Origin of the sequence: Clostridium perfringens ATCC 13124 (assembly GCF_000013285.1) — a bacterium.
Taxonomy (GTDB): Bacteria; Bacillota; Clostridia; order Clostridiales; family Clostridiaceae; genus Sarcina; species Sarcina perfringens.
The window spans coordinates 1,839,437-1,853,294 of the sequence record NC_008261.1; the positions used below are offsets into that span (position 1 = coordinate 1,839,437).

Sequence of the window (13,858 nt, forward strand, 5' to 3'; positions counted from 1 at the left end):
TATTTAATAATTAATATTACTTGACCTAATTGTCATTTGCATATAAAATATACTTAGAATTATTTCATGTGCTAGGGGTGCCTTTAGGCTGAGAGATGATTATTTTATCATTAACCCTCAACACCTGATCTGGTTAATTCCAGCGTAGGGAAGCGTTTAGGGCTGTATTTAAACCGGATCTATATTTAGATTCGGTTTTTTATTTACATTCTTTAGACTCTCTAAGCACACTTAAAGTTTAAGGAGGGGGTAAAAACTATGATGTCATTTTCACAAATAATAAATGATTTTATTCAAAGTTTTTCATCAATTAATTTAGGAGGAAATTTTAAGGAGATTGTAACTAATCCACTAACAATTCTCACTTTAATAGGAGTCCTAATAATATTAGTTTTACTTATAAAGGCTAAAGACATCAAATTTGATGCAAAAATGCTTACAACAATAGGAATTGCTTTAGCACTTACTGCTGTATTAAACATGCTAAAGATATATAAATTTCCTCAAGGTGGAGGAATAACTTTAGGCAGTATGATTCCTATAATACTTATTGCTTATGCTTATGGTCCATTAGTTGGAATGCTTACTGGATTTTTATTTGGTATAATTTCCTTATTTATAGATCCATATATCCTTCATCCTGTACAAGTATTATTTGATTATCCTATACCATATATGGCATTAGGGGTAGCAGGATTCTTTAAAAATCATAGAATTTCAGGAGCTGTAGTAGCAATATTTTTAAAATTTTTGGCTCACTTTATTTCAGGAGTTGTTTTCTTCGGATCCTTTGCTCCTGAAGGAATGTCTCCAATTCTATATTCATTTTTAGTAAATGGTTCTTTAATAGGTGCTGATGGCTTAATATGTGTAGTACTTTTAGGTATTTTACCTGTTAATAGACTTATTAAAGCTATAAGTTCTAAAAGCGTAACAAGCAAATACGCATCTTAAAATAAAGTAAGGTCTAGATTTCATTAAAATCTAGACCTTTTTATTTTTTAATTAAAGAATTATACTATAGATAAGAGATAAAAAGTTATATAAACTTAGGAGGTACTTATGAGTATTAATCATGGTGCTAATTTATTTGATTTATCAAATGAATTAGGTATAAATAAAAAAGATATTAAAGATTTTAGTTCAAATATAAATCCCTTTGGAGCATCTAAAAAAGCTAAAGATGCAATTTTAAATAATATTGATATGGTTTCTATATACCCAGATCCTAAATATAAAGATTTAAAGGAGTCAATCTCTCAATATTGTCATTGCAAAAAAGAAAATATTATAGTTGGTAGCGGAGCTACAGAATTAATATCCTCTTTTATAAGTGTTATAAACCCTAAAAAAGCTTTATTACTTTCTCCATCTTATTCAGAATATGAAAGTGAACTTGAAAAGATAAATTGTGAAATAACTAAGTTTTTTTCCAAAGAAGAAGATAACTTTAAAATAGATGTTAACAAATTAATAGATAGCATAAACTCTTCAAAGTTTGATTTAGTTATAATTTGTAATCCTAATAATCCTACTGGATTCGCCTTTTCAAAGGATGAAATTTCTTTATTACTAAAAAATACTTCATCAATATTCATGGTTGATGAAACTTATGTTGAGTTTACAGAGCCTGAAATTTACTCCTCTACTCCACTAGTAGATATATTTAATAATCTATTTGTAATTAGAGGAACTTCTAAATTTTTCTCAACTCCAGGTATAAGATTAGGTTATGGACTTATTTCTAATAAAGAAATTAAAAAGTCAATGGTTGAAAAACTTGATTTGTGGAATATAAATATCTTTGCTACAACAATGGGAGAAATTATGTTTAAGGATAAAGAGTATATTCTTTCAAATACCTCTAAGTTAAAAGAAGAAAGAGATTATTTATTTAGAGAATTAAGTTCAATAAAGGACTTAAAGGTATATGAAAGTTACAGTAACTTTATACTTTGTAAAATTAGATCTAAAAAATTCACTGCTACTGAACTTTATAATAAACTTTTAGAAAAAGGATTGATAATAAGAAACTGTTCTTCTTTTGAAGGTTTAAATGAATATTTCTTTAGGGTTTGTGTCTTAAAACCTGAAGATAATAAACTTCTTATAGAAAATCTTAAAAATTTATTTTTATAATTTAAAAAATTAATAGGTTGCATATACATAATTTTTATTATTAATTATATATGCAACCTCTTAATTTTTGAAATTATATCTTATATTATAAGTACTTTTTAAAATTCACCTGTTTTATTTAATTAATCTTTTAATTTAAACGATCATAAACATAGCTGCTATTATTATGTAAACAGCTAAAAGTTGTACCCCTTCAAGCCAATTTGATTCTCCATCATTAACAATTCTATTAGCTATAAGTACTGAAACTATTAAAGCTACTAATTCAAAGGCATTAAATATTATGCTCATAGGCTTAAATATAAGACTTAAAAATATTAATACTGGAGCCACAAATAAAATAACTTGCAGACTTGATCCTATAGCTATTTCCACTGAAACATCCATTTTATTTTTCATTGCCATTATTATTGCAGTGCTGTGTTCTGCAGCATTACCTATTATAGGAATTAATATTATACCTACAAAAAGCTTACTTAACCCAAGAGTCTCTGTCATTGGTTCTACTGCCCCAACTAAAAATTCACTTTCTATGGCAATTATTACTGTAGCTACAACAAGCACTGTTATGGCCTTTTTTAATGACCATTTAGCTTCTCCATCTTCCTCATCTTGTTCCACTGCATATATATCCTTATGAGTGAAAAATGAGAATATTAAACTTAATATGTATATAGCAAACATTACTACAGCAACTATTACACTTAAACTTTCATATTTTGTGTTTAAAAATTCTGGTTTTATTGTATGCATAAATATAGCAGGAATTGTTAATCCAATAACAGCAAATAACAACATACTTGAACTAGTTTCCATTACTTTTTTATTGAAACTTTGTGTTTTATATTTTAATCCTCCTGCTAACATACTAGCACCTAGCACTAATAATATGTTTCCTATTACAGAACCTGCAATAGAAGCCTTAACCACATCAAACAAACCATCTTTTAATGCAAAAAATGAAATTATAAGTTCTGTAGCATTCCCAAAAGTAGCATTTAAAAAACCACCTAATTTAGGCCCAGTATAAAATGATATTTCCTCTGTTGCCTCTCCCATAAGACCTGCTAAAGGAATTATTGCCAAAGCAGATAATATAAACATAAGAGTTGGAGAAAAATGCATAAATTCACCTATAATACTTATAGGAATAAATATTAAAAGCCATTTTAGTATTTTCATCTTTAGTCCTCCATATATAAAATAAATTTTACTAAAGATAATTATATCACTTTCGTTAACTATTTTAACAATTTATTCTTAATTTACCTATTTAGAATATTAACATTAATCTATATTTTAACTAATTTTTATTTTATCAATATATAAAAAACTAAATACATCTTAGCTATATCTATAAAAAGATAACTATTATCTTTTTATAAAACTTAAATTATATATTTAGTATGCTCAGAATCAACTTTTATTATAGAGCTTTTTTCTAGAATTATTATTAAAAGCAAAAAAAACGCTATTTTAAGCGTTCTTTTAATTAATTACATATCTACATTATGAAATAATTTTTGGCAATATTTTTTCTACTATTTTAAAATATCATAATTTTGCGACAATTTCAACAATTTTATTCAATTAATTATTTTATTCAAAATCATAGAAAATTATTACAGATTCAATATCCTCTCTTCAACTATTCCATCTGCCTTTTGAAAATTAAAACCTAATATTCTTCCTAAGGTTGGTCCATGATTTATAAGCTTACCTTCCTCTAAAACAACACCTGATTTTATTCCTCTTCCAAAAGCTAAAAAGAATGTTCCATAATCTTTTTTTCTAGGTGAATATCCATGAACTGCTTTGTAAGTATGTTTATTTTTTATATCTTTAGTTTCCTCAATAACTTTTCCTTCATATTCATTTGAAAAATAATATCCTCTAGTAGCTTCTACCATAAAATCACATTGATCATTAGCTCCAACTTTTATGGCCTCTTCCTTATTTAATATGTATTCTAAAGCTCCTTCTTCCTTAAGCTTTTTCAAGATCTCTAAACATTTCTTCTCATCTTCTTTATTTTTATTATCTAAATAAATATAACATGAGCCTCCACATTCCCTAGCTATTGCTTTAAAGCTTTTAAGCTTTCCATCCTTTAATTCTATTAATCCTTCTTCCCTAAAGGCACTATTAAGCCTTATTACCTTATGAGTATCTATTGCACTATGGTCTCCTAGTAAAATCAATGTTGTGTTTTCATATATCCCTGCCTCTTTTAAACACTGTATTATCTCTCCTACTCTAATATCGTGTCTTTTTAAAGCTTCTAAAGCTTCTAAACTTTCATATCCATAATCATGTCTATGAGAATCCACATCTATTAGATGGACCATAGTTAAATTAGGCTTGTATTTTTTTATTGTCTCCTTAGCACATGCTGTAACAAAATTATCTAAATAAGGTTCTTTTGTACCTTTTCTAAGAGAACCAAACTTTTTATTCATACTAAATTGATAAACTTTACTTCCAGCTAAAGCAGACATAATTATTTGATTATGCCAAGGTTTTGTCTCAAATATTTCTGGCATATTATAATCTATTTTCATTTTTCCTGTAACTGGCCAAACCACTGAAGCCGTTGTAAGACCATTTTTCTTAGCTAGTCCAAAAAGAGTTTCTCCCTTTATTTTATTTCCGTACCAGTTCCAATTTGGATTTTCATCCTTAAAATTTAATACTATATTATTTGTTATTCCATGATTAACTGGATATTTCCCAGTAATAATGGATACATGAGCTGGATATGTCAAAGAAGGATATATTGTTTCTACATTTTTTATAAGTGACCCTTCTTTCATTAGCTTAGATATATTAGGTAACTCCTTCATTATTTCAATATCTTTTGAAGATACTGCATCTAAAGAAATTACCACCATGTATTTATTATTCATTTTAATTATCATCTCCTGTTCCTATTAAATTATTTTAATTCTTTTATCCTCTATGTCAATGATAATTTTTATATTTTTAATAACTCTTTAAGTTCTTTATAAATAGGATCCTCTATATCCCCTTGTAATTTACTTAAAATCTTTTTTCCTTCATCGACTCTTCCATTTCTCACCTTTTCTAAAAAAGTACTTACCCTCCATGATACTTTCATTTTCTTACTTAAAAACATTAATAAGCTTAATAAAAAAGTAGGTAATAAAACTCTAGGCTCTACTAATGCAATTACAACTACAATCCAAGCTATATTTGAAGCTATTTTATAAGGTTTACAAATTTTACTTATATCATCACTATATTTTAAATCATAAACTCTATTTTTTCTCTCAAAAACTTTACTTCCCATATATTCTCCCCCTATTAATAACTTTATAATTCAATTATAACCCCATTATACATATTTTTCCATATAATTAAATAAAAAAGGCTTATACCAAAATAATTTTTATTCTTATATTTTGATACAGCCGATTCTATTTTTTTTATTATCCTATTATATCTTTTGCCATTTCCTCTAATTTTTCTTCTCCATCTTTTTCTGAGAAGTTATAGAAACAATTAGCTACTTGTATTTTTTTAGCTCTTGATATATTTAAATCTTTGCTTATTTTTTCTAAGAAATCAACTTCTTCTATATCACAATCCTCATCAACAAGTCCTATTCTGACAAGTTCAAAATAAACAATATTTTTAACCTTTTCTGATGAATTTTTTATAGTTTCTACTGATTCTTCATATGAAAGATTTCCTAATTTCTCTTCTTCTAAATCTAATTCCTTAAGATATATACGAATTAAATCTTCTTCTTCTTTTTTTATATTCTCATCAGCTAAAGCAAATTCAGTTACTAAATTTATAAATGCTAATCCTTGTTCTTTATTTAACTCTTTTAAAAACATTGCTTATCCCTCCGTATAAATAAATTTTTAGCTTATTAATAATATACTATAAAAAATTTAGTATAACAAAGGCTTTAAGGTTAATTTTTAATTAAGAAATGACTACAATCCTCTATTTCTCTTATTATATTCTAAAAATCTACAATATTAAAGAAAAAGCTGTCATTACTTCTACGTAATGACAGCTACTATATATTTTTTATATATTAGAAACTTTTTCTTTCTTCTCAAGGTATCCTTTTAACTGTTGCAATCCTAAAATTAAAGCTCCTCCTATAATAAAGAATAGGAAATTAAAGCTACTTAAATTCATAGCAGCCTTTGGAATCTCTAATGTAGTTGGTCCCATAAAAACTGCATATATAGATCCAATCATTAATCCTATTATAAAATAAATCATTTGAGACCTATAATTTGAAAGTAAGAATTTTATTAATCTTATTGTAGTTATTATTCCTACAACTACCCCTAGTCCAAAAACTATAAGCATAGGTAAATAACTAAAATTAAATGTTAAAACTTCTTTCACTCCATTTACAACAGGTGCATAAAGACCAAATATTAAAAGTAATGTTGATCCTGATATCCCTGGTAAAACCATTGCTGATATAGCAATCATTCCAGCAAAGAAAACATATAGTGCAAGTGGTAATGAAAACTCATTTAATACTAAACTTGTTCCTTTTGCACTTCCTGTAGCTGGGTTAAAATATGTTATTGCAGCAACAATAGCTATTCCTAAAATAGCATATATTATGTATCCATAGTTTTTCTTTAATGATTCTTTGTCTTCACTAATTATTATTGGTATAGAAAATATTATAAATCCAGTAAATAAAGAACTGATTTTATATATTTCTTTATCAAATATTGATGCTATAAATAATATTGATAAAACCATACCAGTTATCCAACCTATTCCTAATTTTAATAAGAATATTATAGCATCTTTTTTGCTTACATCAGTTTTTTTTGTAGATGTTAAAGCATTTAATGAACTTATAAACTTATTATAAAATCCCATTATAAATGCTATAGTACCACCAGAAACCCCTGGAACACTATCTGCTAAAGCCATTAAAAACCCTCTTATAAAGTTAATCACATACATAGCCTATCTGCTACTCAAAATATGGTCAAATGTATCCATATCGAGATCATTCCTTCTTCATAAAGCCTCGCCTTGCCTAAGCTACTACGATTTTGTATGGCTCTCCAAAGGCTTAAATTCCGAAGTTAGCCCTCCGTACATATATAAGTGCTTTTGATTTTAAGCTATCTTATATTCTTTTGCATTTTTAAGATTAATACTTGCGTTTAAATCTCTATCAATAGTAAATCCGCAATCGCATTTATAAATTCTATCTGATAGTTTTAAATCCTTCTTAATCTTTCCACAATTACTACAAGTCTTTGATGATGGATAAAATCTATCAACTATTCTAAGTTCTATATTATTTTGTTTGCATTTAGACATTAGTTTAGTTTTAAATTCAAAAAACTTCTGACTTGAAATAGCTTTAGATAAATGCTTATTCTTCATCATATTGGATACTGCTAAATCTTCAATTGTTATATAGCTTGGTTTTTGCTTAACTATTGAAAATACTGTTTTATTTATATAATCAGTTCGTATATTAGCTAATCTCTGATGAAGTCTTTGTACTTTGACTACTTGTTTTTGAATATTTTGACGAGTAGCTCTCCCTTCTTTTATATTTTTATTTCTTATTTTTAAACTTTCATATTTCCTTGAAAGTTTTCTTTGCTCTCTTTTTAACTTCTTTTCGATTTTCTTAACCGTTGAAGTTTTATTTATATTTTTAAATTTATTACCATTTGAACATATTGCAAATTCCTTAATACCTAGGTCAATTCCTAAACCTTCATTATTGGGATTAGATATTTTTATATATGTTTCTTCAACCAATATAGATACATAATATCTATCAGCTTTTTGACTTACTGTACCACTTTTAACTACTGAATTTTTAGGAATATATCCAAACTCTTTTAATCTTACCCATCCTAAAGTTGGTATTTTGACTCTATGTCTTTCTAAAGTCCAATCTGTCTTATTATTCTTAGGAAAATAAGCTTTTACATCTTGATTTTTCTTTTTCTTAAATCTTGGAAAACCCTTAGCTTTTTTAAAGAAATCTTTAAATGCTTTATCTCCATTCATAATAGCTTGTTTAGTAGCTTTAGAAGATACTTCTTTAATCCATTTTTTATCTTGATTATTTGGGATATATTCGTTATTTAACCACTTTGAAAAGTCCATACCACTAACAAACTTTCCTTCTTTCTCGTAAATCTCTTTATTATGAGCAATGTAGAAATTATATATAAATCTTGATACACCAATAGTTTGGTGTATTTTAGATTTTTGATCATCAGTAGGATTAATTTCTATCTTGTATGCTCTTTTCAACTTCTTCATCCCCTCTAATTTTTTTCTTATATTTTCTTAATCCATATATGCGACAACTAAAAATATGAAGTATTGATATTATATCTTGGAATAATTCTTCTTGTGGTGAAAGAAAGACTTTCATTATTTACAACTATAATCTCTACATTGAATTTATCTGAAAAAATTTCAAACCAATCATATCCAAAACTCATAAATCTATCTTTATCAGTTATAATAATTGTACTTATCTCATTTGTCATACAACTATCAATAAGTCTATTCTATTTTTACGATTATACTTTAGTCCACTTCCATAATCCTCTATAACTTCATCTACTATTATTCCTTTAGTATTAGCATATTGTCTAAGAAATTCAACTTGATTTTTTAAATCATTTTTCTGGTTAGAAGTTGAAACTCGTGTATAAATAACTATTTTTCTACTATTTGTTTCTTTATGTATTCCTGTATCTCAAGATACTGTTCATAAGTATAGCATCTTCTATTTGTAGGAGTTCTAAATGCTTTTAATTTTCTGTCATTATCCCACCTTTTCAGCTCAATAACTGATACATTTAATAATTCTGCAAATTCTTTAGGTTTATAATATTTTCTCATATAATCACTTCATCTTGTGATTATATTATATCCTATTAGACCATATTTGATTATATTTTTATAAACAAAATAATATCTCCTTTAAAATCTTATATTTATATATTATTTTGTTATATCCAATTCATCATATAATTCCTCTAATGTAAGATTATTATCATAACAATATTTGCTTACTTCTAAATCTCCAACATATCTATAGTGCCAAGGTTCATAACTATACCCAGTTATATCTTCCTTTCCTTTTAAATATCTTAGAATGAAACCATATTTATGAGAATTTTCTAAAAGCCACTGTCCTTCTTTTGTATCCTCAAAAGACTCTTCTAATTGAAACCCTATAGATCTAGTAGTAAGGTCTACAGCTAATCCTAATTGATGCTCACTTGTTCCTGGTAAAGCCACAAGATTGCTTGAATCACTCTTCTCTTTTTCTAAAGCTCTGCCATATAAATATTCCTGCTCTTCATAAGACCTATAAGCACAAGAAAGGTATAAGTCTAACCCAGATTTTTTTGCATCACTAAAAAGATTTTCTAAATCTTTCTTTAATACATTGCTAACTCTGTTTCTAGGTTCATTTTCTAAACCTACAAAATTAACCTTTGGAATAATTAATTCTTCTGGCTTATAACTTTTATCTATTGAGTTTTCCTTATTTACAACCTTAAACAATCCATCCTTATCATTTAAAATTATTTTTTTAATACGAAGCTGCTCTTCACTAAGCTCTTCTTTATTTGATTCTTTATTCTCATTATCTATCTCTTCATTAGAACTTACATTACTCACCTCTAAAGCTTTCAATTTGTAAGACTCATAGCTTCTTCCTATAAAAAAACTAGTTATTGTTAATGTAATAATAACTCCTGTTAATATGTAACTTTTAAGTTTCACCTAAACATACCTCCAATTATTTATTAAACAGACTAATCTTTTAAATTATTACCAAATTAACATTATATAAACGTAATATTTCAAAAATTTAAACTGTAAAATAATAAATTGAAGTTTTCTATTGGGAATTAATACAAAGTTTATTATATTATAAACTTTATTCCATATTCAATATTATAAATTAAAATCATATATTTTGATTAAAATTTAGCAAAGTTTAAAGTAATTTAAAAAAGTACTAAAAGATTTTAGCTTTTAGTACTTTTAATTTATTTTGATGCTTTTAATTTACTTCTTCTGTGTCTATCTGTTTTAAAGGTAAGATTAACTGTAAATAGTATTATAACTCCTACGTAACAAATTAAGTATAATCCTACTGAAATACTATTAATTAGAATCAAATAAATAGCTGTAATTATAACCCCTAAATTTCCAATCCACTTAAAGGTATTTCCTAAGACACTACTTACATACTCTAAATCATCTTTTTCCTTATCAAAACCTGATAAAAGATGAGCTAGATTTTTATCCTTCACTTTTTTTCCTATAAATATGTTAAAAATACTTAGTAATAATAATAAAATAGCAATAAGCATATATCCTCCTAAGACCCTTTTATTATATAATACTATAATTTTACATATATATTCTCAGTTTCCACTTAACTTTATTAAATATTTTTTTAATTTTACTTTTTAAAACTTCTATTTTGTATTATAAGCTTTTTATACCAATCCTTCAATACTAAAGATTATATTTATCTTATTAATAAAAAAAACACCTGATAATATTCAGGTGTTTGGTGCCGAAGACGGGACTCGAACCCGTACGAGTATTAGCTCGGCGGATTTTGAGTCCGCTGCGTCTGCCAATTCCGCCACTTCGGCTTGAACATTTTTATTATATATTAACTGTTCATTTCTGTCAATACATATTTTTCCATATAAATTCTTGTAAATTTTCATTCTAAAAATACTTTTAAAATTTTTAAGTTTATTTTATTTTTATATTTAATATTCATAGCAAAGTAATATTCATAATATAAATTATAATATGATCAAGTTAGTTTAGGAGAATAATAATGAATGATCTTTTAAATCTTTTTATATACATAGATGAATATTTAATAAAAAGTCTATCTTCTGTATATCTAAATGGATATATAGATATACGTACTTCTAAAAGAATTTGTGACAACACCTTATCTGGAAGAATTCACTTAGATGAAAATAATAAAACCTTCTGTAGTGATGGAAAAAGTCGAATGTATAATAAGGGTTTTAAAACTAGTAATAGATCAAATGACTTTAATGAAACAAATTGTTATGGAAATGATAGAAGCATAGAAAATAGACTATTTGGAAGAACTGAAGAAGAAATAAAAAGAATTTATACCTCTTTTGAAATACACAATACTATGCTTAAAAGAATGACTACATCAAAAGTTATTAAGGATCTTGAAAATTCTCATTTAGTTGATTCTCATATTTCTGAAGGAGATTTTATAAGAACAAAGGGATGCATAACAGAAACTTCACTCTCTTCTTACTTAGATTCAATAATAAGCTTAATAGAATGCTTTCCCTTAGACATATTAGACTCCCTTTTAAAAGATAAAAACTTAGGCAATTTAAACTTTTCTATAATATTAAATTTACTAAAAACAATTAAAGATAAACTCTCTTTAAATTCAACTGAAGATATAATTATGAATTGTTCTGGCTATACTGCCATACTTAATACCAATTCAAAATACTTTTTAAATGGAGATTGTTATGTCTTTGATAAATGTAATTGTAATTGCAATGTCTTAGGAAAAGTTATTAAAGTTTGTACAAATAATAATGATTGTATAAATTTATTAAGAAAGCTTACACAGGAAAATTATTATGTTGATTTATTAAAGTCAATTGAACCTTATTTAGATTTATTGAAAAATCTTAATATACCAATTCCTAAATGTCCAGAACCTAAAGTTAAATCACCAGCTGTACTAATAGCACCAATAAGTATGTATTTTTAAAGCCTTCTAAAATTAATTAGAAGGCTTTAAATTTTTATTATTTAGCTATTATTTCAATTCCATCCTCTGTAACTAGTATTGTATGCTCCCATTGAGCTGAAAGTGATCCATCCATAGTTAAGGCAGTCCAATCATTTTCTGCATCTACAAAGACATCATATTTCCCTTCATTTATCATAGGCTCTATTGTAAAGATCATACCTGGTACTAATACCATACCCTCTCCAGCATCTCCATAGTGATATACAAATGGATCCTCATGGAATTTTAATCCTACTCCATGACCTCCAAAATCTCTTACCACTGAATATCCATTCTTTTCTGCATGCTCTTGAATTGCTGCTCCTATATCTCCTAAGAATCCCCAAGGTTTAACTGCTTCAATACCTTTTTCTAAGCATTCTTTAGCTACTTTAACTAATCTTTTTGCATTTTCACTAGCTTCTCCAATAATAAACATTCTTGAGGCATCTGAATAATATCCATTATATATAGTAGATACATCAACGTTTATTATATCTCCTTCTTTAAGAATTATATTTTCATCAGGAATTCCATGACAAACCTCATCATTTATAGAAGTACAAACACTTTTAGGGAATCCACCATAGTTAAGTGGTGCTGGAATAGCTCCTCTACTTACAGTATAATCGTGTACTATTTTATTTATATCTTCAGTACTCATACCTGCTTTTATTTTCTCTGCAACTAAATCTAAAACAGCATTGTTTATTTCTGCACTTTTTCTTATACCTTCTATTTGTTCTTCATTTTTTATTATATCTCTAGTAGGAACTTCAAATCCTTCTCTAGCTAAATTTTCTATTCTCTCATCAAATTCCATATGACATTTTTTATATTTCTTACCACTGTTACACCAGCATAAATCATTTCTATTTATTCTCATTTTCCTGTCTCCTTATAAAAACTTTAAATACACCTTAAAGTATATATCTATACTTTTAAGTATATACTAAGTTATACTTTTTTCAAGTTTACACCTTATTAATAAGATTATAAAAAAAGATATAGGATTTATGTACTCTATACTATCCCATATCTATAATTCTAAAAACAATATAAGTTTTACTTACTTTTATCTATAAAAAGAGCTATATTTTCTCTTATTATACTCATTATAATTCATTAAATTATATATAACTCCCTTTATATTAATCCTCTTTGCAAATATTATCATATTAAGTTCCTCCCATTTATCCTTTTTATAATAATATGTAATATTTGCTTCAATTATTAAAAAGCAATGTGTTTTTCTTTTGAAAGATTTATTTTATCATTTTCTTCTATGGATTCTAAAACATATCTAACAACTGAATTATTTAAATACATTGCAAAAAATAGATCATTTCTATGTCCATATACATCTCTATATTTCTTTAAAGCATTTTTAAAGAACACATCATAATCTGAGTTTCCTAGTATTTTATAACTATCTTTTATTATTATATCTTTACTAAAAACCTTATGTAACTTTTTCTCATATAACACATGCTTTAAGGTTACACTCTCCTTAAAACCCCATTCCTCATCATGAGGCAAAGAAAAAAAGTCACATAGAAAATGACATATTACTCCTAACTCTATACTAAATTTTTCTTTTCCTAAATGATTTATTATTTCATCACTACTTAACCTACTTAGCTCTTTTACCTTTTCATCAATAATCTCTTCAAACTGTTTTCTGCCATGTTTTTTCAACCTATATTTAGGTGAAATATCTGGAAGAACATTTCCTTTTAAAAAACTTTTTTTATCAATTAAATTTCTTCCTCTTCCTTCAATAGTATTAAATGTATTTTCTCCTATTTCAAGATGAGTTTTATAAAGCATATTAATCACCACCCTTAGTATATTTTGTTCAAAGTGCAAAAAAAAATTACAATA

13 protein-coding genes, 1 tRNA gene, 1 pseudogene and 1 riboswitch are annotated in these 13,858 nt (G+C 26.3%); of the genes and pseudogenes, 3 read left to right on the plus strand and 12 right to left on the minus strand.

Going from position 1 to position 13,858, the window contains the following annotated elements; translation table 11 throughout:
• Window positions 1-63: 63 nt before the first annotated feature.
• Window positions 64-168: riboswitch (TPP riboswitch) on the plus strand.
• A 90-nt stretch (window positions 169-258) separates the two neighbouring features.
• The gene (gene thiT, locus CPF_RS07880; protein WP_003449164.1) at window positions 259-954 is read left to right on the plus strand and encodes an energy-coupled thiamine transporter ThiT; all 696 of its coding nucleotides are present in this window, start codon (window positions 259-261) and stop codon (window positions 952-954) included.
• 108 nt (window positions 955-1,062) lie between these two features.
• Window positions 1,063-2,139 carry a pyridoxal phosphate-dependent aminotransferase gene (locus CPF_RS07885; protein WP_003460055.1) on the plus strand — a complete coding sequence of 359 codons (1,077 nt, stop codon included), beginning with the start codon at window positions 1,063-1,065 and terminating at the stop codon, window positions 2,137-2,139.
• A gap of 135 nt (window positions 2,140-2,274) precedes the next feature.
• On the opposite strand, the gene cax is transcribed toward CPF_RS07885, so the two are convergent.
• From cax to CPF_RS07940, 10 genes and pseudogenes are all read right to left on the minus strand, one after another.
• A complete protein-coding gene (gene cax / locus CPF_RS07890; RefSeq protein WP_003470420.1) occupies window positions 2,275-3,321 on the minus strand; it encodes a calcium/proton exchanger in 1,047 nt (348 codons plus the stop codon).
• Between the two features lie 440 nt (window positions 3,322-3,761).
• Complete coding sequence (locus tag CPF_RS07895) at window positions 3,762-5,045, minus strand: ectonucleotide pyrophosphatase/phosphodiesterase (RefSeq protein WP_041702701.1); 1,284 nt, start codon at window positions 5,043-5,045, stop codon at window positions 3,762-3,764.
• A 68-nt stretch (window positions 5,046-5,113) separates the two neighbouring features.
• The gene (locus CPF_RS07900) at window positions 5,114-5,449 is read right to left on the minus strand and encodes a hypothetical protein (protein WP_003460059.1); all 336 of its coding nucleotides are present in this window, start codon (window positions 5,447-5,449) and stop codon (window positions 5,114-5,116) included.
• 139 nt (window positions 5,450-5,588) lie between these two features.
• Window positions 5,589-6,002, minus strand: a complete 414-nt coding sequence (locus CPF_RS07905) for a hypothetical protein (RefSeq protein ID WP_003460053.1) — start codon at window positions 6,000-6,002, stop codon at window positions 5,589-5,591.
• A 199-nt stretch (window positions 6,003-6,201) separates the two neighbouring features.
• Window positions 6,202-7,113: a DUF368 domain-containing protein gene (locus tag CPF_RS07910; protein ID WP_003460063.1), complete on the minus strand. Its 912-nt coding sequence runs from the start codon at window positions 7,111-7,113 to the stop codon at window positions 6,202-6,204.
• 159 nt (window positions 7,114-7,272) lie between these two features.
• Complete coding sequence (locus CPF_RS07915; RefSeq protein WP_003460029.1) at window positions 7,273-8,436, minus strand: RNA-guided endonuclease InsQ/TnpB family protein; 1,164 nt, start codon at window positions 8,434-8,436, stop codon at window positions 7,273-7,275.
• Window positions 8,408-9,036: pseudogene (locus CPF_RS07920) on the minus strand (IS607 family transposase). The gene CPF_RS07915 and the pseudogene CPF_RS07920 overlap by 29 nt, the downstream one beginning before the upstream one ends.
• A gap of 102 nt (window positions 9,037-9,138) precedes the next feature.
• On the minus strand, window positions 9,139-9,930 hold the full coding sequence (locus CPF_RS07930) for a M15 family metallopeptidase (RefSeq protein WP_011590822.1): 792 nt from the start codon (window positions 9,928-9,930) through the stop codon (window positions 9,139-9,141).
• Between the two features lie 269 nt (window positions 9,931-10,199).
• Window positions 10,200-10,526 (minus strand): hypothetical protein, encoded by a 327-nt coding sequence (locus tag CPF_RS07935; protein ID WP_003470421.1) that lies wholly within the window; start codon window positions 10,524-10,526, stop codon window positions 10,200-10,202.
• Between the two features lie 204 nt (window positions 10,527-10,730).
• A tRNA-Leu gene (locus CPF_RS07940) sits at window positions 10,731-10,817 on the minus strand.
• 194 nt (window positions 10,818-11,011) lie between these two features.
• Here CPF_RS07940 and CPF_RS07945 point away from each other — a divergent pair.
• Window positions 11,012-11,953, plus strand: a complete 942-nt coding sequence (locus CPF_RS07945) for a DUF6414 family protein (protein ID WP_003472741.1) — start codon at window positions 11,012-11,014, stop codon at window positions 11,951-11,953.
• Between the two features lie 37 nt (window positions 11,954-11,990).
• Here the strand turns inward: CPF_RS07945 and CPF_RS07950 are convergent, their stop codons facing one another.
• The gene (locus CPF_RS07950; protein WP_003466212.1) at window positions 11,991-12,860 is read right to left on the minus strand and encodes a methionyl aminopeptidase; all 870 of its coding nucleotides are present in this window, start codon (window positions 12,858-12,860) and stop codon (window positions 11,991-11,993) included.
• Window positions 12,861-13,207: 347 nt separating this feature from the next.
• Entirely contained in the window at window positions 13,208-13,804 is a 597-nt protein-coding gene (locus CPF_RS07955; RefSeq protein WP_003460916.1) for a zinc dependent phospholipase C family protein, read from the minus strand.
• Window positions 13,805-13,858: the final 54 nt, after the last annotated feature.